Origin of the sequence: Pseudomonas sp. S8, from assembly GCF_050473925.1 — a bacterium.
GTDB classification, from domain to species: Bacteria; Pseudomonadota; Gammaproteobacteria; order Pseudomonadales; family Pseudomonadaceae; genus Aquipseudomonas; species Aquipseudomonas parakoreensis.
The window spans coordinates 4,949,359-4,970,703 of sequence record NZ_JBFDVZ010000016.1 but is presented as its reverse complement, the minus strand read 5'-3'; the positions used below and the strand labels follow the sequence as shown (position 1 = coordinate 4,970,703).

The 21,345-nt window shown below is 59.0% G+C and carries 18 protein-coding genes and 1 tRNA gene; 15 read left to right on the top strand and 4 right to left on the bottom strand.

From position 1 onward, the window contains the following. Nucleotides 1-54: 54 nt before the first annotated feature. From apaG to AB1J88_RS23465, 7 genes are all read left to right on the top strand, one after another. A complete protein-coding gene (apaG, locus tag AB1J88_RS23495) occupies nucleotides 55-435 on the top strand; it encodes a Co2+/Mg2+ efflux protein ApaG (protein ID WP_108183985.1) in 381 nt (126 codons plus the stop codon). Next, nucleotides 435-1,316: a symmetrical bis(5'-nucleosyl)-tetraphosphatase gene (locus tag AB1J88_RS23490; protein WP_430292089.1), complete on the top strand. Its 882-nt coding sequence runs from the start codon at nucleotides 435-437 to the stop codon at nucleotides 1,314-1,316. Before apaG ends, AB1J88_RS23490 begins: the two co-directional genes overlap by 1 nt. 33 nt (nucleotides 1,317-1,349) lie before the next feature. After that, nucleotides 1,350-1,679 (top strand): thiosulfate sulfurtransferase GlpE, encoded by a 330-nt coding sequence (gene glpE / locus AB1J88_RS23485; protein WP_430292088.1) that lies wholly within the window; start codon nucleotides 1,350-1,352, stop codon nucleotides 1,677-1,679. A 293-nt stretch (nucleotides 1,680-1,972) separates the two neighbouring features. After that, the gene (locus AB1J88_RS23480) at nucleotides 1,973-3,895 is read left to right on the top strand and encodes a PrkA family serine protein kinase (RefSeq protein ID WP_003228848.1); all 1,923 of its coding nucleotides are present in this window, start codon (nucleotides 1,973-1,975) and stop codon (nucleotides 3,893-3,895) included. Between the two features lie 205 nt (nucleotides 3,896-4,100). Next, on the top strand, nucleotides 4,101-5,372 hold the full coding sequence (locus AB1J88_RS23475; RefSeq protein ID WP_041070055.1) for a YeaH/YhbH family protein: 1,272 nt from the start codon (nucleotides 4,101-4,103) through the stop codon (nucleotides 5,370-5,372). After that, on the top strand, nucleotides 5,369-6,931 hold the full coding sequence (locus tag AB1J88_RS23470) for a SpoVR family protein (protein WP_041070053.1): 1,563 nt from the start codon (nucleotides 5,369-5,371) through the stop codon (nucleotides 6,929-6,931). Before AB1J88_RS23475 ends, AB1J88_RS23470 begins: the two co-directional genes overlap by 4 nt. A 64-nt stretch (nucleotides 6,932-6,995) precedes the next feature. Beyond that, a complete protein-coding gene (locus AB1J88_RS23465) occupies nucleotides 6,996-8,219 on the top strand; it encodes a multifunctional CCA addition/repair protein (RefSeq protein ID WP_430292087.1) in 1,224 nt (407 codons plus the stop codon). 90 nt (nucleotides 8,220-8,309) lie between these two features. On the opposite strand, the gene folK is transcribed toward AB1J88_RS23465, so the two are convergent. Beyond that, on the bottom strand, nucleotides 8,310-8,825 hold the full coding sequence (folK, locus tag AB1J88_RS23460) for a 2-amino-4-hydroxy-6-hydroxymethyldihydropteridine diphosphokinase (protein ID WP_121187488.1): 516 nt from the start codon (nucleotides 8,823-8,825) through the stop codon (nucleotides 8,310-8,312). Further along, a complete protein-coding gene (folB, locus tag AB1J88_RS23455) occupies nucleotides 8,816-9,172 on the bottom strand; it encodes a dihydroneopterin aldolase (protein WP_041070044.1) in 357 nt (118 codons plus the stop codon). The genes folK and folB overlap by 10 nt, the downstream gene beginning before the upstream one ends. 74 nt (nucleotides 9,173-9,246) lie before the next feature. Here folB and plsY point away from each other — a divergent pair, with 74 nt between their 5' ends. Further along, a complete protein-coding gene (plsY, locus tag AB1J88_RS23450) occupies nucleotides 9,247-9,816 on the top strand; it encodes a glycerol-3-phosphate 1-O-acyltransferase PlsY (protein WP_041070041.1) in 570 nt (189 codons plus the stop codon). Nucleotides 9,817-9,839: 23 nt separating this feature from the next. Here plsY and tsaD read toward each other — a convergent pair whose 3' ends face one another. Continuing rightward, complete coding sequence (gene tsaD, locus AB1J88_RS23445; RefSeq protein ID WP_041070038.1) at nucleotides 9,840-10,865, bottom strand: tRNA (adenosine(37)-N6)-threonylcarbamoyltransferase complex transferase subunit TsaD; 1,026 nt, start codon at nucleotides 10,863-10,865, stop codon at nucleotides 9,840-9,842. A 199-nt stretch (nucleotides 10,866-11,064) separates the two neighbouring features. Here tsaD and rpsU point away from each other — a divergent pair, with 199 nt between their 5' ends. The 5 genes from rpsU (at nucleotide 11,065) to AB1J88_RS23420 (ending at nucleotide 19,603) form a co-directional block, all read left to right on the top strand. Then, the gene (gene rpsU, locus AB1J88_RS23440) at nucleotides 11,065-11,280 is read left to right on the top strand and encodes a 30S ribosomal protein S21 (RefSeq protein ID WP_002551877.1); all 216 of its coding nucleotides are present in this window, start codon (nucleotides 11,065-11,067) and stop codon (nucleotides 11,278-11,280) included. A 478-nt stretch (nucleotides 11,281-11,758) separates the two neighbouring features. Continuing rightward, nucleotides 11,759-13,723: a DNA primase gene (gene dnaG / locus AB1J88_RS23435; RefSeq protein ID WP_041070033.1), complete on the top strand. Its 1,965-nt coding sequence runs from the start codon at nucleotides 11,759-11,761 to the stop codon at nucleotides 13,721-13,723. 67 nt (nucleotides 13,724-13,790) lie between these two features. After that, on the top strand, nucleotides 13,791-15,638 hold the full coding sequence (rpoD, locus tag AB1J88_RS23430) for an RNA polymerase sigma factor RpoD (protein WP_430292086.1): 1,848 nt from the start codon (nucleotides 13,791-13,793) through the stop codon (nucleotides 15,636-15,638). Nucleotides 15,639-15,764: 126 nt separating this feature from the next. Then, nucleotides 15,765-19,511, top strand: coding sequence for a bifunctional diguanylate cyclase/phosphodiesterase (locus AB1J88_RS23425; protein WP_086793438.1), 3,747 nt, complete (start codon nucleotides 15,765-15,767; stop codon nucleotides 19,509-19,511). Nucleotides 19,512-19,526: 15 nt separating this feature from the next. After that, nucleotides 19,527-19,603: transfer RNA gene (locus tag AB1J88_RS23420), tRNA-Ile, on the top strand. 200 nt (nucleotides 19,604-19,803) lie between these two features. Here AB1J88_RS23420 and AB1J88_RS23415 read toward each other — a convergent pair. Continuing rightward, complete coding sequence (locus AB1J88_RS23415; protein WP_430292085.1) at nucleotides 19,804-20,001, bottom strand: hypothetical protein; 198 nt, start codon at nucleotides 19,999-20,001, stop codon at nucleotides 19,804-19,806. Nucleotides 20,002-20,067: 66 nt separating this feature from the next. On the opposite strand from AB1J88_RS23415, the gene AB1J88_RS23410 reads away from it, so the two are divergent. Both AB1J88_RS23410 and AB1J88_RS23405 read left to right on the top strand, forming a co-directional pair. Continuing rightward, complete coding sequence (locus tag AB1J88_RS23410) at nucleotides 20,068-20,397, top strand: PBECR2 nuclease fold domain-containing protein (RefSeq protein ID WP_430292084.1); 330 nt, start codon at nucleotides 20,068-20,070, stop codon at nucleotides 20,395-20,397. Nucleotides 20,398-20,693: 296 nt separating this feature from the next. After that, nucleotides 20,694-21,155, top strand: a complete 462-nt coding sequence (locus AB1J88_RS23405; RefSeq protein WP_007966501.1) for an Lrp/AsnC family transcriptional regulator — start codon at nucleotides 20,694-20,696, stop codon at nucleotides 21,153-21,155. The last annotated feature ends 190 nt before the right edge of the window (nucleotides 21,156-21,345 follow it).

Genomic DNA, 21,345 nt, shown 5'->3' with positions numbered 1-21,345 from the left:
ACTGATTCCCCATCAGCTACGCCTCGCGTTCCGCTTTGTTTAAGGCCCTTTTGCATGTCCGATCCTCGTTATCAGGTCGATGTCAGTGTCGTTACCCGCTACCTGGCAGACCAATCGCAACCCGAGCACCACCGCTTCGCCTTCGCCTACACCATCACCGTGCAGAACAATGGCGAGCGCCCTGCCCAGCTGATGTCACGACATTGGGTCATTACCGACGGTGACGGGCATGTCGAAGAGGTTCGCGGCGCCGGCGTTGTCGGCCAGCAACCACTGATCGAGGTCGGCAAAAGTCACACTTACAGCAGCGGCACAGTGATGACCACCAAGGTCGGCACCATGCAGGGCACTTACGAAATGGTCGCCGACGATGGCAAGCATTTCGACGCGATCATCAAGCCTTTCCGCCTCGCCGTGCCTGGAGCCCTGCACTGATGACGACGTACGCCGTCGGCGACCTGCAAGGCTGCCTTGCACCGCTCAAATGCCTGCTCAAGCAAGTCGCGTTCGACCCCAGGCTTGATCGGCTGTGGCTGGTCGGCGATCTGGTCAACCGTGGCCCTCAGTCGCTGGAGACCCTGCGGTTTCTCTATGGCATGCGCGAGTCGCTGGTCTGCGTACTCGGCAACCACGATCTGCATCTGCTCGCCGCCGCCAACAACATCGAGCGCCTGAAGAAATCCGACACCCTGCGCGAGATTCTCGAAGCCCCCGATGCGGCTGACCTGCTCGAATGGCTGCGCCAACAGAAACTCATGCACTACGACGAACAGCGCGAAGTCGCCATGGTGCACGCGGGCATCCCCCCGCAGTGGTCGTTGCGCAAGGCCTTGAAGTACGCCGCCGAAACCGAAGCCGCGCTGCGTGACGACAACCTGTTTCCGTTGTACCTCGATGGCATGTACGGCAACGAGCCGGCGAAGTGGGACAGTGATCTCACCGGCGTGACCCGTCTGCGCGTGATCACCAACTATTTCACCCGCATGCGCTTCTGCACCGCCGACGGCAAGCTCGACCTCAAGAGCAAGGAAGGCCTCGACACCGCGCCACCGGGCTACAAACCGTGGTTCCAGCACAAGGAGCGTAAAACCCGTGGCCTGCGGATCATTTTCGGCCACTGGGCCGCACTGGAAGGCGATGTCCGCGAACCGGGCGTCTCGGCACTGGACACCGGTTGTGTCTGGGGCGGCAGCCTGACCCTGATGAACGTCGACAGCGGCGAGCGCGTGTCGTGCAAATGCGATGAGCACGGCGGGCTTGCCCCGACCGTCGCCCCACTTATCCCCGAAACGTCGCCAGTCAGCGTCCCGCGTTAGACTGCGCATTCTGCCGAGCTACAGGAACCCGCCATGAGCGAATTCAAACGAATCCCCCCGGAACAGGCCCAGGCCCTGCGTGAACAAGGCGCTGTGGTGGTCGACATCCGCGACCCGCAAACCTATGCCGCGCTGCACATCGCCGGCTCGACCCATCTGGATAACCACTCGATCTCGGAATTCATCCGTAACGCCGATCTCGACGCACCGCTGGTGGTGGTCTGCTATCACGGCAACTCCAGCCAGAACGCTGCGGCTTACCTGACCAGCCAGGGCTTCTCCGACGTCTACAGCATGGACGGCGGCTTCGAGCTGTGGCGTACGACTTATCCTGCGGAAACCGCGGAAGGCAGCGCAGAATAATTTTTTGTCACGCGCAGGCCCCGGCTCACGCGGGCCTGCGCGTGACAGACGAACGGTCTGCCACAACTAATTACGTATCTCGCCTTTACCTCTCGAATTCCCAACTATCCTTAAGCCCAGGCCATCCAAAACAGGGGAGAGCCGGTACACCGGCGCACGGGTCATCGGGAGTGACTTTCAAGGTTGTCGACCGCGAAAGTGTTCTGGGGGGTAAACAAGTGGCCACCACGGCTGCTTGCCAGCATCGACTGAGTGATCCGGCGTCGGCTCCACGTATCGAGCGAGGTGACGTCATGAGTATCTTTAGCCACTTCCAACAACGCTTCGAGTCCACACGCCAGGAAGAACTCTCGCTGCAGGAGTACCTGGAGCTGTGCAAAAAGGATCGCAGCGCTTACGTTTCCGCCGCCGAGCGTCTACTGATGGCTATTGGCGAACCCGAGCTGCTCGATACGTCGACCAACTCGCGGCTGTCGCGGATCTTCTCCAACAAGGTGATTCGTCGCTATCCGGCCTTTGAAGACTTCCACGGGATGGAAGAATGCATCGACCAGATCGTCTCGTATTTCCGCCATGCCGCCCAAGGCCTGGAAGAGAAGAAACAGATTCTCTACCTGCTCGGCCCCGTCGGTGGCGGTAAGTCGTCCCTGGCCGAGAAGCTGAAACAGTTGATGGAAAAAGTGCCCTTCTATGCGATCAAGGGCTCGCCGGTATTCGAATCACCTCTGGGTCTGTTCAACGCCACCGAAGATGGCGCGATCCTTGAGGAAGACTTCGGCATCCCACGGCGCTATCTCAACACCATCATGTCGCCATGGGCGACCAAACGCCTGGCTGAATTTGGCGGCGACATCAGCCAGTTCCGCGTGGTCAAGCTGTACCCGTCGATTCTCAACCAGATCGCCGTGGCCAAGACCGAACCGGGCGACGAGAACAACCAGGACATCTCCGCGCTGGTGGGCAAGGTCGACATCCGCAAACTCGAGGAATACCCACAGAACGACGCCGACGCCTACAGCTACTCCGGCGCGCTGTGCCGGGCCAACCAGGGCCTGATGGAATTCGTCGAAATGTTCAAGGCACCGATCAAGGTGCTGCACCCATTGCTGACCGCCACCCAGGAAGGCAACTACAACAGTACCGAAGGCCTCGGTGCGATTCCGTTCACCGGGATCCTGCTCGCGCACTCCAACGAATCGGAGTGGCACACTTTCCGCAACAACAAGAACAACGAAGCCTTCATCGACCGGATCTATATCGTCAAAGTGCCGTACTGCCTGCGGGTCAGTGACGAAGTGAAGATCTACGACAAATTGCTGTTTAACAGCTCCCTGGCCAAGGCTCACTGCGCGCCGGACACCCTGAAGATGCTGGCGCAGTTCACTGTGCTGTCGCGCCTCAAGGAGCCGGAAAACTCCAACATCTATTCGAAGATGCGTGTCTACGACGGGGAAAACCTCAAGGACACCGATCCGAAGGCCAAGTCGATTCAGGAATACCGCGATTCGGCGGGCGTCGACGAAGGCATGAACGGTCTGTCGACCCGCTTTGCCTTCAAGATCCTGTCCAAAGTGTTCAACTTCGATCCGCATGAAATCGCCGCCAACCCGGTACACCTGCTGTACGTGCTGGAACAGCAGATCGAGCAGGAACAGTTCCAGGCTGAAACCCGTGAACGCTACCTGCGCTACCTCAAGGAGTACCTGGCGCCGCGTTATATCGAATTCATCGGCAAGGAGATTCAGACCGCTTACCTGGAGTCTTACAGCGAGTACGGGCAGAACATCTTCGACCGCTACGTGCTGTATGCGGACTTCTGGATTCAGGATCAGGAATACCGCGATCCGGAAACCGGCGAGATTCTCAACCGCGTCGCCTTGAACGAAGAACTGGAGAAAATCGAGAAACCGGCCGGCATCAGCAATCCGAAGGATTTCCGCAACGAGATCGTCAACTTCGTGTTGCGCGCCCGAGCCAACAACAACGGCAAGAACCCGACCTGGCTCAGCTACGAAAAACTGCGAGTGGTCATCGAGAAGAAAATGTTCTCCAACACCGAAGACCTGCTGCCAGTCATCAGCTTCAATGCCAAAGCCAGCAAAGAGGATCAACAGAAACACAACGACTTCGTTACTCGAATGGTCGAACGCGGCTACACCGACAAACAGGTACGACTGCTGTCCGAGTGGTACCTGCGGGTCAGAAAGTCACAGTAAACCGCGGCCGGTCAGACCGGTTGTCGTCAGCCCGAGGCCTGTGCCCGCATTTTCTGCTACACAGGCCTCTGGAAGGTGTTCGCAAGTCGGTAGCGAGGTACAGGCAGCATCCAGAGCGCTTGGGGGAGCGTGTACGCCCCTTGGCATTCGGCTCAATGCTGCATGACCGCTCCCGCCTTTGCAGGACAGCTTCTAAGGAGCAGTCATGAGCTATGTGATCGACCGACGTCTCAATGGCAAGAACAAGAGCACGGTGAACCGCCAGCGCTTCCTGCGGCGTTACCGTGATCACATCAAGAAGGCTGTCGAAGAGGCGGTCAGCCGGCGTTCCATCACTGACATGGAACACGGTGAGCAGATCAGCATTCCCGGTCGCGACATCGACGAACCGGTGCTTCACCACGGCCGCGGCGGCAAACAGACCGTGGTTCACCCCGGCAACAAGGAATTCACTGCCGGCGAACACATCGCCCGGCCACCGGGAGGGGGCGGCGGACGCGGTCCCGGCAAGGCTGGCAATTCCGGCGAGGGCATGGATGAATTCGTTTTCCAGATCACTCAGGAAGAATTCCTCGAATTCATGTTCGAAGACCTCGAACTGCCGAATCTGGTGAAACGCAATCTCAGCGGGACTGACACGTTCAAGACCGTGCGCGCCGGGATCAGCAACGAAGGCAACCCGTCGCGGATCAATATCATCCGCACCCTGCGCTCGGCCCATGCCCGGCGCATTGCCCTGTCCGGCAGCAGCCGCGCCAAGCTGCGCGAAGCCAAAGAGGAACTGGCGCGATTAAAACGCGAAGAGCCGGACAACTTCGGCGATATTCAGGAACTCGAGGCAGAAATCGAAAAGCTCAGCGCGCGCATCCACCGGGTGCCGTTTCTCGATACGTTCGACCTCAAATACAACCTGCTGGTCAAGCAGCCCAACCCCAGCTCCAAAGCGGTGATGTTCTGCCTGATGGACGTATCCGGTTCGATGACCCAGGCCACCAAGGACATTGCCAAACGCTTTTTCATCCTGCTGTACCTGTTCCTCAAACGTAACTACGACAAGATCGACGTGGTGTTCATTCGCCACCACACCAGCGCCCGGGAAGTGGACGAGGAAGAGTTCTTCTACTCGCGGGAAACCGGCGGCACCATCGTCTCCAGCGCCCTGAAACTGATGCAAGAGATCATGGCCGAGCGTTATCCGAGCAACGAGTGGAACATCTACGCCGCGCAGGCTTCCGACGGCGACAACTGGAACGACGACTCACCGATCTGCCGCGACATCCTGATCAACCAGATCATGCCGTTTGTGCAGTACTACACTTATGTGGAGATCACCCCACGCGAACACCAGGCCCTCTGGTACGAATACGAACGCATCGCCGAAGCCTTTTCCGACACGTTTGCCCAGCAGCAACTGGTCTCGGCCGGGGATATTTATCCGGTCTTCCGTGAACTCTTCCAGCGCAGGTTAGTGACATGACCGCCAAAGAGCAGAAGCGCCAACCCATTTCCACCGGCTCCGAATGGACGTTCGAGCTGATTCAGGCCTACGACCGCGAGATCGCCCGGATTGCGGCCCGGTATGCTCTGGATACTTACCCCAACCAGATCGAAGTGATCACCGCCGAGCAGATGATGGACGCCTATGCCTCGGTTGGCATGCCACTGGGCTATCACCACTGGTCCTACGGCAAACACTTCCTCAGCACCGAGAAATCCTACAGCCGCGGGCAAATGGGTCTGGCTTACGAGATCGTGATCAACTCCGACCCGTGCATCGCCTATCTGATGGAGGAAAACACCATCTGTATGCAGGCCCTGGTTGTGGCGCACGCGTGCTATGGCCACAACAGCTTCTTCAAGGGCAACTACCTGTTCCGCACCTGGACCGACGCCAGCTCGATCATCGATTACCTGGTGTTCGCCAAGCAGTACATCATGCAGTGCGAGGAGCGCCACGGTATCGATGCGGTGGAGGACCTGCTCGACTCCTGCCATGCGCTGATGAACTACGGCGTCGACCGCTACAAACGTCCTTATCCGATTTCTGCTGAAGAGGAACGTCGGCGGCAGAAGGACCGCGAAGAGCACCTGCAGAAGCAGATCAACGATCTGTGGCGCACCATTCCCAAAGGCGCAGACAAATACAGCGACAAGGACAACGCCCGCTTCCCGGCCGAGCCGCAGGAAAACATCCTGTATTTCATCGAGAAGCACGCGCCGTTGCTGGAGCCGTGGCAACGGGAGATCGTGCGCATCGTGCGCAAGATCGCCCAGTATTTTTATCCACAGCGTCAGACGCAGGTGATGAACGAAGGCTGGGCCACGTTCTGGCACTACACGCTGATGAACGACCTGTATGACGAAGGCCTTGTGACCGACGGCTTCATGATGGAATTCCTTACCTCGCACACCAGCGTGGTGTTCCAGCCAGGTTTCGACAGCCCGTATTACAGCGGAATCAACCCCTACGCACTGGGGTTTGCGATGTATCGCGACATCCGCCGCATGTGCGAAAACCCTACCGAGGAAGACCGGCGCTGGTTCCCGGACATTGCCGGTTCCGACTGGCTCTCGACCATCAAGTTCGCCATGAGCAGCTTCAAGGACGAAAGCTTCATCTTGCAGTACTTGTCACCCAAGGTCATCCGCGATCTCAAGCTGTTCAGCATCCTCGATGACGACCAGAAGGACGATTTGCTGGTGCCGGCGATCCACGACGAAACCGGTTACCGGATCATCCGTGAAACCCTGGCTGCGCAGTACAACCTCGGCAACCGTGAGCCGAACGTGCAGATCTACAGCATCGACCGACGCGGCGACCGCTCGCTGACCTTGCGTCACCAGCAACACGACCGTAAACCGCTGGGCGACTCCACCGATGAGGTACTCAAGCATCTGCACCGGCTGTGGGGCTTCGACATTCATCTGGAAACCCTGCAGGGCGACCAGATCATGAAAACCCACCACGTGCCGCCACGCAGTGAACACAGCGAGGGTGATTACGGTCGACTCGACCTGGCCGTGATTCATCTCTAGTTGCGGTTCTGACCTCCGAAAGTCCGGCACAAGGTTTATCCTGTCGGGCTAACGGAGGTTTTTTATGCAGATTTTCAAGGTTGGCGGTGCGGTACGCGATCGCTTGCTCGGGTTACCGGTGACCGATATTGATTGGGTAGTGGTCGGCGCCACGGCGGACGAGATGCTCGCCAAGGGGTATCGCCCGGTGGGCGCGGATTTTCCGGTATTCCTGCACCCGCAAACCGGCGAGGAATACGCTCTCGCCCGTACCGAACGCAAAAGCGGTCGCGGTTATGGCGGCTTCACCTTTCACGCCAGCCCCGAAGTCACCCTTGAAGAGGACCTGATCCGCCGCGACCTGACCATCAATGCAATGGCCGAGGATGATCAGCAGAACCTGACGGATCCGTACCATGGCCAGCGCGATCTCGAAGCGCGCATTCTGCGTCACGTTTCCCCCGCATTTGCCGAAGATCCGCTCCGGGTACTGCGCGTTGCGCGCTTTGCCGCGCGTTATGCCGGACTGGGTTTCACCGTTGCCTCAGAAACGCTGGAATTGATGCGTCAGCTCAGCGAATCCGGCGAGCTGGAAGCGTTGACCGCCGAGCGCAGCTGGAAAGAAATCTCCCGCGCGCTTATGGAGGATCAGCCACAGGTATTCATTCAGGTGCTTCGCGACTGCGGCGCGCTGAAAGTACTGATGCCGGAAGTTGACGCGCTGTTTGGCGTGCCGCAACCGGAAGCGCATCACCCGGAAATCGATACCGGGCTCCACACACTCAGCGTGCTGGAACAATCGGCGCTGCACAAACAACCGCTAACCGTACGCTGGGCCTGTCTGCTGCACGATCTTGGCAAAGGCCTGACTCCTGAAGAAGCCTGGCCACGGCACATCGCCCACGAACACACGGGGTTGAAACTGATCAAAGCGGTCAACGAACGCTTCAAGGCGCCAAAGGACTGTCAGGAACTGGCGTTGCTGGTTGGCCAGTACCACACCCACGGCCACCGTGCCCTGGAGCTGAAGGCATCGACCTTGCTGGAGCTTTTGCAGAGCTTTGACGTGTATCGTCGCCCGCAGCGTTTCGAGGAGTTCATCGTCGCGTGCGAGATGGATGCGCGCGGACGCAAGGGGCTTGAACAGCGCAGTTATCCACAGGCGGAGTATCTGCGTGGCGCTGCCAGTGCGGCGCGTGGCGTGGCAGTGCAGCCGTTGCTGGAGAAGGGATTCAAAGGCCCGGAACTGGGCGAAGCGCTTAAACGCGAGCGACTCAAGGCGTTGAAGGCGTACAAAGAGAACGCTTGAAACAAGATCAAAAGATCGCAGCCTGCGGCAGCTCCTACATGGAAACGCGCGTCCCCGTGTAGGAGCTGCCGCAGGCTGCGATCTTTTGCTTCAAAGGTTCAAAGGCGTGAGCTGTTCGCCACGCCATTCAAACCCCACCGGTGCCAACACCTGATCAATCTGCGCCTCGGCCCACAATGTCGCGAAGCTTTTTCCCACCCCCGGATGCACCCGGTCCGGCGCAATCAGCGACAGCGGCCACAGCACAAAGGCGTTTTTCAGAATTTCGGCACGCGGCAGGATCAAACCGTCGAAATTACCCGTCAGATCACCGTACAGCAGCACATCGATATCCAGCGGCAACCCCTTGCGATCAGGGGCGTAGCGACCATTATCGGCCTCGATGAATTTCAAGCGCCGATCCAGCTCCATCAAGGGCAGATCGGTAAACGCCGAGACTACGAAATTGAAGAACGGTCCGCTCTTGATTCCCACTGGCTGGCTCTCGAACACCGCCGAACAGCGGATATCCACCAGAAATGTCGCCAAAGCGTCGAGCCCGGCGCGCAAATGGGTTTCGCGCTCGATATTGCTACCGAGCCCGAGGTACACCTGAGTCAGCGACATCCGCGCTCGATCTCCACACCCACGCCACCCTTGGCGGCCGGCACGGCGCCCGGCTTGGTCAGTTTCAGGCGAACCCAGGTAATCTTGAACTCGGTCATCAGCACTTCGACCAGACGCTCGGCAAAGGTCTCGACCAATTGATATTGCGCTTGTTCGGCAAAGGCCTGGATGCGCGTTGAAACGCTGGCGTAATCGAGCGCCAGAGTCAGGTCGTCACCGGCCGCAGCCGGACGATTGTCCCAGGCGAAGCTCAGATCAAGACGCAAGCACTGACGGATGCCGCGCTCCCAGTCATAGGCACCGATCACGGTGTCGACTTCCAGGCCCTCGATAAACACTCTGTCCAAGCACTTCTCTCCGCTGCACGACAAGGGCGCAATGCGCCGTTAGAATCAGGGCGTCCTCGCCCGGAATAGTTAGCATGTTTTGGTTACTGGCGACTCTCGCCTACCTGCTCGGCTCTCTGTCCTTCGCCATTTTGCTCAGCCGCCTGACCGGAAATCCGGACCCGCGAATGAGTGGCTCGGGTAATGCCGGCGCCACCAACATGCTGCGCCTGGCCGGTCGCAAACTGGCGATCCTGACCTTGCTCGGTGATCTGTGCAAAGGCCTGTTGCCGGTGCTGATCGCAGCAGCCGCTGGCCTTTCGCTGCAGGATCAGGCCTGGATCGGCGTGTGCGCCGTGATCGGTCACCTGTTCCCGCTGTATTTCCGTTTTCGCGGCGGCAAAGGCGTCGCCACGGCTGCCGGCATGCTGCTGGGCCTGTATCCACCCGCCGCGCTGCTGGCGGTGTGCGCCTGGCTGCTGACGTTCTACCTGACCCGTACCAGCTCGCTGGCGGCGCTGATCGCCACGCCCCTGACCTTGCCCCTACTTGCATGGCAAGAGCCGGAGGCGCTGCTGCCGATGAGCGCGCTGACGCTTCTGATCGTCTGGCGCCACCGCGGCAATCTACGCGACCTGTTTGCCGGGCGCGAACGGCATTTTTAAATACCGCCCATGAGCGCCGCACATTACAGCGCCGACAACTGCTCCATCGGCCAGCGCGCCTGCACGCTGATCGCCAGACTTTCCTGCTGACCGGCCTGCAAACGCTGACAACCGGCAAACGCGATCATCGCGCCATTGTCGGTACAGAACTCGGGACGGGCGTAAAACACATCGCCCTTCATATCGCCGAGCATCTTTTCCAGCGAAGCGCGCAAGGCCTTGTTGGCGCTGACGCCGCCAGCGATCACCAGACGTTTCATGCCTGCGTGTTTCAGGGCGCGCTTGCATTTGATGGTCAAAGTCTCCACCACGGCCTGCTGGAACGCCAGCGCAATGTCGCAACGGGCTTGCTCGCTGTCGTCCCCGGCGCTGACGCATTGCTGCCAGGTGTTGAGGGCAAAGGTCTTCAAGCCGCTGAAGCTGAAATCCAGGCCCGGGCGATCACACATCGGACGCGGGAAGGTGAAACGCCCTGCGACGCCCTTCTCGGCCAGCTTGGCGATTTCCGGCCCGCCCGGATAATTGAGGCCCATCATTTTCGCGGTTTTGTCGAACGCTTCACCGGCGGCATCGTCGAGGGTCTCGCCAAGCAGGCTGTATTGGCCAATGCCATCGACCTGAACCAGTTGCGTGTGCCCACCGGACACCAACAAAGCGACGAACGGGAATTCCGGCGGTTTTGGCTCCAGCATCGGCGCCAGCAAGTGGCCTTCCATGTGGTGCACACCGAGTGCCGGAATGCCCCAGGCAAACGCCAGCGCCTGAGCGCACGAGGCACCGACCAGCAACGCGCCGACCAGGCCCGGGCCTGCGGTGTAGGCGATCGCATCGATCTCGGTCGGCACGCAGTCGGCCTCGGCCAACACCTGACGAATCAAGGGCAGCATGCGTTTGACGTGGTCACGCGAGGCCAGCTCCGGCACCACGCCGCCATAGACGCGGTGCAGGTCGATCTGGCTGAACAGCGCGTCGGCCAGCAGGCCGCGTTCACTGTCGTATAGCGCGACGCCGGTTTCGTCGCAGGAGGTTTCTAATCCCAGTACTAGCATGGGTTTGCGCCTTGTTTAGGCTGAATTCGAAGGCGCGCATAATAGTCGCCACGCGATGCCCCGACTAGCGGTTTTCGATCAGAGGCTTTGCATTCCGAGCGATGAGGGGTTAACATCCGCAACCCTTAAAAACCGACGTCTTCAAGTGCTCTTTTGCCGCGAGGATGTTGACCCCGGTAATGAATGAAGGTAGCTCTGGATGCCAGCCGTCAAAGTTAAAGAGAACGAACCCTTCGACGTAGCTCTGCGTCGTTTCAAGCGCTCCTGCGAAAAAGCCGGTGTACTGGCTGAAGTTCGTAGCCGCGAATTTTACGAGAAGCCAACTTCTGAGCGTAAGCGCAAAGCAGCAGCCGCTGTTAAGCGTCACGCCAAGAAAGTTCAGCGCGAACAGCGCCGCGCCGTTCGTCTGTACTAATACACAGACTTTCGTAGCAAGCTTCTTGCCTAAGCCCGGCCTTCAGCCGGGCTAATGGCATTTGCGTAAAACGCTTGATGCTTCACCGTCGAAGCCGCACACGCGACCGAGACAAATCTGCTTCACGCGTCAGACCTGGCTCTTTTGCCAGCGGTGCACGTCTTTTCTGACGAGTCTTTCAAGGCTACTGACGAGCACACCTACTGATTCCTCTCACGACGATCAGCCCAAGGCACCTCCATGCGTGCCCGCTTTATTGAGCTATCCGAGGCCATTTATCGGCCGCCAGCGGATTCAGCGCAACACTTTCAAATAGTCGACAACTGATGATTACTAACGTCAGTGGATTTTCGGCAGATACACTTCCCGACAGTGAATATGCACCGACCGGTCGAACCGCCCATTTTGTGCGCTTCACTCAAGACCTGTGTCCGGCCGCCCTTCGCATCGGACTCATTACAGCGCATACGAGAACGCCATGGCCGGGCTGATTCCCCAGAGCTTTATTGACGACCTCCTGAACCGCACCGACATCGTCGACGTGGTCAGCTCGCGCGTGCAACTGAAAAAGGCCGGCAAGAACTACACCGCTTGCTGCCCGTTCCACAAAGAGAAAACCCCGTCGTTCAGCGTCAGCCCCGACAAGCAGTTCTATTACTGCTTCGGCTGCGGCGCCGGCGGCAACGCCCTCGGCTTTCTCATGGACCACGACAACCTGGATTTTCCCCAGGCTGTCGAGGACCTGGCCAAAGCCGCCGGCATGGAAGTCCCCCGCGAAGAAAGCGGCCGTCCGCACAAACCGCGACAGCCAACCGACTCGCCGCTGTATCCGCTGCTCACCGCCGCCGCCGACTTCTACCGCCAGGCGCTCAAGAGCCATCCGGCGCGCAAGGCTGCGGTGGATTACCTCAAGGGCCGCGGCCTGACCGGCGAGATCGCCCGGGACTTCGGTCTCGGCTTTGCGCCGCCGGGCTGGGACAATCTGTTCAAGCACTTGAGCAGCGACACTTTGCAGCAGAAGGCCATGATCGACGCCGGCCTGCTGATCGAGAACGCCGAAACCGGCAAACGCTATGACCGCTTCCGCGATCGCGTGATGTTCCCGATCCGCGATACCCGTGGCCGGATCATCGCTTTCGGTGGCCGGGTACTGGGTGACGACAAGCCGAAATACCTGAACTCGCCGGAAACCCCGGTCTTCCATAAAGGCCAGGAACTCTACGGCCTCTATGAAGCACGCAAGAACAACCGCAACCTCGACGAAATCATCGTCGTCGAGGGTTACATGGACGTCATCGCCCTCGCCCAGCAAGGCTTGCGCAATGCCGTCGCAACCTTGGGCACGGCGACCAGCGAAGAGCACCTCAAGCGCCTGTTTCGCGTCGTGCCCAACGTTCTGTTCTGCTTCGATGGCGACCAGGCCGGCCGCAATGCTGCATGGCGCGCACTGGAAGCGACACTGCCGTGCCTGCAGGACGGGCGCCGTGCGCGCTTCCTGTTCCTGCCCGAAGGCGAAGATCCGGATACGCTGGTTCGCGCCGAAGGTACTGACGCCTTCAAGGCCCGCATCAATCAGCATGCGCAGCCGCTGGCAGATTATTTCTTCCAGCAACTGACCGAGGAAGCCGATCCGCGCTCGCTCGAAGGCAAGGCCCACATGGCCACCCTCGCCGCGCCGCTGATCGACAAAGTACCGGGTGCCAACCTGCGTATTCTGATGCGCCAGCGCCTGACCGAAATCACCGGCCTGAGCAGCGAAACGGTCAGCCAGCTCGCGCAAAGTGCGCCGCAGGAAGCTCCTCCGGCCTACGATCCGGGCATTGATTACGACGCAATGCCGGACTACAGCGACTACCATCAGCCGCAGGCACAGGACATGTATGTGCCGCAGCAGGAGTGGACGCCAAAGAAACCCGGCGCCGGCGGCAAGAAATGGGACAAGAAACCCTGGGACAAGAACGGCAAGCGTGGCGGCGATCGCGATCAACAGCGCCCGCGCACGCCGATTGGCGTCGAGTCCCCGACGCTGACCGCCCTGCGTACGTTGCTGCACCACCCGCAACTGGCCGAACGTGTCGAAGACGCCGGGCACATTGCGGACGAAAATCAGACCAATGCCCAGTTGCTCGTGGCGCTGCTTGAAGCCGTACAGAAGAATCCCAAGCTAAACTCATTTCAGTTGATCGCGCGATGGCATGGCACTGAACAGGGTCGCTTGCTCAAGGCGCTGGCGGAAAAGGAGTGGCTGATTGACGGAGAAAACCTTGAACAACAGTTTTTCGACACCATTACTAGCTTGTCAGCCCGCCAACGCGAGCGAAATCTGGAACAGTTGCTCAGGAAAGCGCGTCAAAGCGAACTGAGCGCCGAAGAGAAAAATCAACTGCGCGACCTACTAAGTCGCAATGTTTCCGCATCAAACCCGACCTCAACTGGCGCGTGAGGTCATAGCTCAGGTATAATCCTCGGCTTGTTTTTTGCCCGCCAAGACCTTCAGTGGATAGGGTGTTATGTCCGGAAAAGCGCAACAGCAGTCTCGTATTATTGAGTTGATCAAACTGGGTCGTGAGCAGAAGTATCTGACTTACGCCGAGGTCAACGACCACCTGCCCGAGGATATTTCAGATCCGGAGCAGGTGGAAGACATCATCCGCATGATTAACGACATGGGGATCCCCGTACACGAGAGTGCTCCGGATGCGGACGCCCTTATGTTGGCCGACGCCGATACCGACGAGGCCGCTGCGGAAGAAGCAGCCGCCGCGTTGGCCGCGGTGGAGACCGATATCGGTCGCACCACTGACCCGGTGCGCATGTACATGCGTGAAATGGGTACGGTCGAGCTTCTGACTCGTGAAGGCGAAATCGAAATCGCCAAGCGTATCGAAGAAGGCATCCGTGAGGTGATGAGCGCTATCGCGCACTTCCCAGGCACGGTTGACCACATTCTCTCCGAGTACACTCGCGTCACCACCGAAGGTGGTCGCCTGTCCGACGTTCTGAGCGGTTACATCGACCCGGACGACGGCATTGCGCCGCCTGCTGCCGAAGTGCCACCGCCGATCGACGCGAAAGCCGCCAAGGCTGACGACGATACCGACGACGATGACGCCGAAGCTTCGGATGACGAAGAAGAAGCCGAAAGCGGTCCGGATCCGGTCATCGCTGCCCAGCGTTTCGGCGCTGTGTCCGACCAGATGGAAATCACCCGCAAGGCCCTGAAAAAGCACGGTCGTCACAACAAGGCCGCCGTTGCCGAGTTGCTGGCCCTGGCCGAGCTGTTCATGCCGATCAAACTGGTGCCGAAGCAATTCGAAGCCCTGGTCGAGCGTGTTCGCAGTGCCCTTGATCGTCTGCGTCAGCAAGAGCGCGCGATCATGCAATTGTGCGTACGTGATGCACGTATGCCACGCGCCGATTTCCTGCGTCAGTTCCCGGGCAATGAAGTCGACGAAAGCTGGTCCGACGCCCTGGCCAAAGGCAAGAGCAAATACGCCGAAGCCATTGGTCGCGTGCAGCCAGACATCATCCGTTGCCAGCAGAAGCTGATTTCGCTGGAAACCGAGACCGGTCTGACCATCGCTGAAATCAAGGACATCAACCGTCGCATGTCGATCGGTGAGGCCAAGGCCCGCCGCGCGAAGAAAGAGATGGTTGAAGCGAACTTGCGTCTGGTGATCTCGATCGCCAAGAAGTACACCAACCGCGGCCTGCAATTCCTCGATCTGATCCAGGAAGGCAACATCGGTCTGATGAAAGCGGTGGACAAGTTCGAATACCGTCGTGGTTACAAGTTCTCGACTTATGCCACCTGGTGGATCCGTCAGGCGATCACTCGCTCGATCGCCGACCAGGCTCGCACCATCCGTATTCCGGTGCACATGATCGAGACGATCAACAAGCTCAACCGCATTTCACGCCAGATGTTGCAGGAAATGGGTCGCGAACCGACTCCGGAAGAGCTGGGCGAACGCATGGAAATGCCTGAGGACAAGATCCGCAAGGTGTTGAAGATCGCTAAAGAGCCGATCTCCATGGAAACCCCGATCGGTGATGACGAAGACTCTCATCTGGGTGACTTCATCGAAGACTCGACCATGCAGTCGCCAATCGATGTGGCAACCGTTGAAAGCTTGAAAGAAGCAACCCGCGAAGTGCTGTCCGGCCTCACAGCCCGTGAAGCCAAAGTACTGCGCATGCGCTTCGGTATCGACATGAACACCGACCACACACTCGAAGAAGTGGGCAAACAGTTTGACGTAACGCGCGAGCGGATCCGTCAGATCGAAGCCAAGGCGCTGCGCAAGCTGCGCCACCCGACGCGAAGCGAGCATCTGCGCTCCTTCCTCGACGAGTGATACCAGAACCCCCGGCCCAGGCCGGGGGTTTTGTTTATACGGCAGATTAAATCCCTCGCACCGCCCCTCCCCCGCATACCCCGTCTACACTCGAAACAATCAATCCCGTGCCCTAACGAGACGGTTATGCCCAGACTGGCGCCCGTGCTTTTCTTGCTGTCACTGATGATCTGGACCGCAACGGCTAACGCGCTGACTCTGACCGATGAAGAACGTAGCTGGCTCGCGGCTCACCCGGACTTGCGCCTGGGTGTTGACGCCTCGTGGCCGCCGTTCGAGTTCCGCGATGAACAGAATCGCTATCAAGGCCTGGCCGCTGATTACATCGACGTGATCCGCCAGCGCCTGGCCGTCAAACTCACTCCGGTCGAGCCGTCGAGCTGGACTGAGGTGCTGGCGCAGGTGAAAACCGGCAAGATCGATCTGCTGCCTGGGATCATGTCCACGCCCGAGCGCCAGAACTATCTGTCGTTTACTCGCCCTTATCTCGATTTCCCGATCGTGATCCTCGCCCATATCGGCGGCGCGCAACCGCGCAAAATCGAAGACCTGTACGGACTGAAGATCGCCGTGGTGGAAAACTACGCCCCCCACGAACTCCTGCGCACCCACCATCCGGACCTGAATCTGGTGGCCATGCCCAATGTCAGCTCGGCCTTGCAGGCCCTGGCTACCGACGAAGTAGATGCGGTTGTCGGCGATCTCGCCTCCAGCGTCTGGAGCCTGCGCCAGCTCAAGCTCGACGGCTTGTACGTAAGCGGCGAAACCCCGTACCGCTACCAGTTGGCCATGGGCGTGCCCCGTGACAACAAAATGCTGGTGGGCATTCTGGACAAGGTCCTGGCGGACATGAGCCCGGAGGAAATCAGCAGCATTCAGGAACATTGGGTCGGCAATGTCCTCGATCATCGGACATTCTGGTCGGATTTGCTGATTTACGGCCTGCCGGGCCTGTTATTGCTGATGATCATCCTGGCCGTGGTCATTCGCATCAATCGCCGCCTGAGTTCGGAAATTGCCCGCCGCGTCGACCTCGAACAGGAATTGCGCAGCAGCGAATACCACTACCGCGGACTGGTGGAGAGCCTGTCGGCCATCGCCTGGGAAGCGCGCATGAGCGACTTCACCTACAGCTATGTGTCGCCGCATGCCGAGGATCTGCTCGGTTATCCACAGGCGCACTGGCTGATTCCGGGTTTCTGGCGCAACATCATCCACCCCGCCGACCTGACGCGTGCCCAGGCCATCTGCGATGAGGCGGTGCGCGAAGGGCGCGATCACACCCTCGATTATCGGGTGATTACCGCAGACGGGCGCTGCCTGTGGGTGCGCGATATTGTCAGCCTGATCGAGCACGGCCATGAGCCGGTGATGCGCGGGCTGATGATCGACATCAGCGAGACCAAACGTACAGAAGAAGCATTGCGGCTGTCGGAGCAGAAGTTCGCTTCAGTGTTCCAGCAATGCCCGGACATTCTGGTCATCGCGAGGCTGTCCGATGGCTGCCTGTTGGAGGTCAACGAAGCCTTTGAAGAACAGATCGGCTTGAAGGCCGAAGAAGTCATAGGCCAGACCGCCACGGAACTCAACATCTGGGGCATTCCCGGGGTCGGGCCAGGACTGCTCCAGCGCTTGCAGGCCGGCAGCATCCGCAACCTGGAGATGCCCTTTCGCCGCAACAACGGCCAGGTATTCACCGGCCTGATCTCCGCCGAACCCTTCGACCTCGACACCACTCCAGCGCTGGTGGTGGTGGTGCGCGACATCACTCAGCTCAAGGAAACCCAACAACAACTGCAAACCTCCGAAGAGAAGTTCGCCAAGGCTTTTCATGCCTCACCGGACGGCTTGCTGCTGTCGCGTCAGAGCGATGGCCTGCTGCTGGAAGTCAACGAAGGCTTCAGCCGCATCACCGGATTCAATAGCGCGATGTCGGTGGATCGCTCGGCGCTGGACCTGGGGATCTGGGTCAACCTCAACGAACGCAAGCAGATGCTCGACCTGTTGCACCGCGACGGCTTCGTGCGCGACTTCACCTGCCATATCCGCCGCAGCGACGGGCAGATCCGCCTGTGCGAAGTGTCCAGCCGACCGCTGCCGATCGGCGAAGAAGACTGCATGCTGACCATCGCCCGGGACATCACCGAACGCCATCTGATGCAGGAAAAGCTGCAACAGGCCGCCACCGTTTTCGAGAGCACCGCCGAGGGCGTGCTGATCACCGACACCCAGCAGCACATCAGCGCGGTGAACCGTGCGTTCACCGAAATTACCGGCTACAGCGAAAGCGAAGCCCTCGGCCACACCCCGCGCCTGCTCGCCTCCGGCCTGCATGACAGCGCGTTTTACGCGGCGATGTGGCACCAATTGACCGACGAGGGTCACTGGCAAGGCGAGATTTCCAACCGGCGCAAGAACGGCGAGCTGTACCCGAGCTGGCTGACCATTAGCGCCGTGCGCAACCGCGACAAATTCATCACCCACTTCGTCGCGGTGTTTGCTGACATCTCCAGCCTCAAACACGCACAAGCCAAACTCGACTATCAAGCGCACCACGACCCACTCACCGGCCTGCCGAATCGCACCCTGTTCGAAAGTCGCCTGCTCACCGCGCTGAACAGTCAACAGGAAAATGGCGGTCAGGGCGCCGTGCTGTTTCTCGATCTCGACCGTTTCAAACACATCAACGACAGCCTTGGGCACCCGGTTGGCGACCTCTTGCTCAAAGGCATTGCCGTACGCCTGAAGGAGCAATTGCGCGATATCGACACTGTCGCCCGACTCGGCGGGGATGAATTCATTATCCTGCTGCCGGGCCTGCAACAAGCCAGTGATGCCGATAACATCGCTATCAAACTGCTCAACTGCTTTGGCGCACCGTTTCAGGCCGGTGAGCACGAGTTTTTCATCAGCGCCAGCATCGGCACCAGCCTCTATCCACGGGATGGCTGCGACGTTGCCACCCTGGTGAAAAACGCCGACGCCGCGATGTACCGCTCCAAAGCCAAGGGCCGCAACCGCGTCGAAAGCTACACCCGCGATCTCACCGCCCAAGCCAGCGAACGCGTGGCACTGGAACACGAACTGCGCCGGGCCATCGAACGCGAAGAGTTGTTCCTCTACTACCAACCGAAAATCAGCCTCGACGACCATCGCCTGGTCGGCGCCGAAGCACTGATCCGCTGGCGCCACCCGACCTTCGGCGAAGTGCCGCCCGAGCACTTCATCCCGCTGGCCGAAGAAAACGGCATGATCTTGCAGATCGGTGATTGGGTGCTCGAGACCGCCTGCCGGCAGATGTTCGAGTGGAATCAGATCTACGACAGCCTCGGCCCGCTGTCAGTCAATCTCGCCGGCGCGCAACTGCGCCAGCCGAATCTGCTCGGGCGTATCGAACAACTGCTCAGGGACAACCGTTTGCAGCCGGATTTACTGCAACTGGAAATTACCGAAAACTTCATCATGAGTCAGGCCGAAGAGGCCTTGGCGGTGCTGCACCAGCTCAAACACCTGGGTGTACAACTGGCGATCGACGACTTCGGTACCGGTTATTCTTCGCTCAGTTACCTGAAACGCCTGCCGCTGGACATCCTCAAGATTGACCAGTCTTTTGTTCGCGGGCTGCCCGACGACCCGCACGACGCGGCGATTGTACGGGCGATCATCGCACTGGGCCGGAGCATGCAATTCACCGTGATTGCCGAAGGCGTGGAAACCCAGGCGCAACAACAATTCCTGGCGGCTGAGGGCTGCGAACAGATCCAGGGCTACATCGTCAGCCTGCCGCTGCCCCCGGAAGAATTCGCCGCAACGTTTCTTCGTGTAACCGTATCGGATTATTCGGATAGCACAGCCGAGAAACCGTCGTTATAATCCGCGACCTACTGAGGGCCTATAGCTCAGTTGGTTAGAGCAGAGGACTCATAATCCTTTGGTCCACGGTTCAAGTCCGTGTGGGCCCACCACATTTGAAAGCCGCGCTACATGCGCGGCTTTTTCTTGGGCGATCGGTTGGGGGAACAATTTCTACGAGCGCAATGTTCGGAAGACTTCCCCGGAGTCTGTAGGCAAGTTCCGAAGCTGTTTTTTCTTCCCTCCCCGCGCCTTGTTGACTGTTTCCCCAGACAAGTAATCTCCGGACGCCACTGCCCGTCCAGGATTGTTTTTATGCTTGTGAATGCTGCGCCACTGATAAAGGAAGCAGCCGACCAACCAACCAACCAACCAACCAACCAACCAACCTGGATCGACCTTGCTCTGCCAGATCTAAGAACATTGCCAAGAGAAATTCGGTCAGCCGCAATCGAAGAAGTAAAAAAGGGCTGACGACGCCGAAGGCGCTCTCAAAATTCTTCTGAATCACTTTAGGTTCGTCGACGATTCCGTACTGGCCGTTACTATCCTCACGCCTATTGGAAACGTTGCAGTCATGAGAGACAAACTGGCCCACATCGTCGAGAAACGTCCCGACTCCCGAAAACGCTATGTTCGACATGCCATCGACACGCTGGCGGGACCTTTCGAAGTATGGAAAGTCCTCTACGATAATGGCGGTTTCCGATTGGCATTCATCAACGCCTGTGAGGCAAAAAACGACATGCTCGTCGTGGTCGATGTGCGAAACGGGCACGTCCTCTGGAATTTCATGCACGCTCCGTCAAGAGCAATGAACAAGCACCGCCATGGCGGTCTTTTGTACAAGCGGTACATTCTTGAAGACAAAGAAAAGGGCAGCCATTTGGCTGCCCTTGATATTTAAATCCTGATATTTGCATCCTCAGGAAATGGGATGAAGAGGTCTCACCTTACACCGATGTTGCAGTATCGCTGAGGTACCTACGTCCGCTAAAGCCCTGCAAGGCAGCAGATTTCGCGCTCTTGTTGGCATACTTGATAAATAGGCCCGGCAAGTCAAACCAAATATTTGATGTTTGTTTTGGCGCAACGATTGCCTCCACGCATAAGTGACGTGCTCAGTCAGCGCCAGCAGCGTGTCGCTGATAGTGCCTGTAACATGCAAACTCATCCGCCCTCAACAGTCACGGAGCCGCCCCTTTGCCCGACACCCGCCCCCCCGCCCTCGACGAAATCGACCGCCAGCTGATCGCCGCCCTGCAAATCAACGCCCGCGAAAGCGTGGCGATGCTTGCCCGGCAGCTGGGCATTGCGCGCACCACCGTGACTTCGCGGTTGGCGAGGCTGGAAAAGGCCAAGGTGATCACCGGTTATGGCGTGCGTCTGGGGCAGCGCGTGGTCGATGGCGGGTTGCAGGCGTATGTCGGGATCAAGGTACAGCCACGTTCCGGCAAGGAAGTGCTGCGCCGGTTGAGCGCGATGGCGCAGGTGCAGCAGTTGTGTGCGGTGAGTGGCGAGTTTGATTATGTGGCGTGGTTGCGCACGGACTCGCCGGAGCAGCTGGATCAGTTGCTGGATCAGATTGGCAGTGTGGATGGGGTGGAGAAGACGACGACGTCGATCATTTTGAGTAGCAAGATCGATCGGGGGCAGCCGGTTTAAATGTGTTGGCTGAGAGGGACTCTTCGCGAGCAGGTTCGCTTCTACACCTGGTCGGTATGCAGTCACCAATCGTCATATTGATCAGTTAAATGGCAAAACGACGACACATTGCGTCTTATTAACGTGTTCCAGGCTCCCTAGAATGGCTGGCATCTTTTCCTATACTCAGACGCGCATCTTGCGTCGGGTC

Bases quoted from the DNA above. Each gene is read 5' to 3' on its own strand.
- AB1J88_RS23470 (WP_041070053.1), top strand. From the start codon at position 5,369: ATGACCGCCAAAGAGCAGAAGCGCCAACCCATTTCCACCGGCTCCGAA.
- dnaG (WP_041070033.1), top strand. From the start codon at position 11,759: ATGGCCGGGCTGATTCCCCAGAGCTTTATTGACGACCTCCTGAACCGC.
- AB1J88_RS23425 (WP_086793438.1), top strand. From the start codon at position 15,765: ATGCCCAGACTGGCGCCCGTGCTTTTCTTGCTGTCACTGATGATCTGG.
- AB1J88_RS23465 (WP_430292087.1), top strand. From the start codon at position 6,996: ATGCAGATTTTCAAGGTTGGCGGTGCGGTACGCGATCGCTTGCTCGGG.
- AB1J88_RS23490 (WP_430292089.1), top strand. From the start codon at position 435: ATGACGACGTACGCCGTCGGCGACCTGCAAGGCTGCCTTGCACCGCTC.
- plsY (WP_041070041.1), top strand. From the start codon at position 9,247: ATGTTTTGGTTACTGGCGACTCTCGCCTACCTGCTCGGCTCTCTGTCC.
- tsaD (WP_041070038.1), bottom strand. From the start codon at position 10,865: ATGCTAGTACTGGGATTAGAAACCTCCTGCGACGAAACCGGCGTCGCG.
- AB1J88_RS23410 (WP_430292084.1), top strand. From the start codon at position 20,068: ATGAGAGACAAACTGGCCCACATCGTCGAGAAACGTCCCGACTCCCGA.
- folK (WP_121187488.1), bottom strand. From the start codon at position 8,825: ATGTCGCTGACTCAGGTGTACCTCGGGCTCGGTAGCAATATCGAGCGC.
- rpsU (WP_002551877.1), top strand. From the start codon at position 11,065: ATGCCAGCCGTCAAAGTTAAAGAGAACGAACCCTTCGACGTAGCTCTG.
- AB1J88_RS23475 (WP_041070055.1), top strand. From the start codon at position 4,101: ATGAGCTATGTGATCGACCGACGTCTCAATGGCAAGAACAAGAGCACG.
- apaG (WP_108183985.1), top strand. From the start codon at position 55: ATGTCCGATCCTCGTTATCAGGTCGATGTCAGTGTCGTTACCCGCTAC.
- glpE (WP_430292088.1), top strand. From the start codon at position 1,350: ATGAGCGAATTCAAACGAATCCCCCCGGAACAGGCCCAGGCCCTGCGT.
- AB1J88_RS23480 (WP_003228848.1), top strand. From the start codon at position 1,973: ATGAGTATCTTTAGCCACTTCCAACAACGCTTCGAGTCCACACGCCAG.
- rpoD (WP_430292086.1), top strand. From the start codon at position 13,791: ATGTCCGGAAAAGCGCAACAGCAGTCTCGTATTATTGAGTTGATCAAA.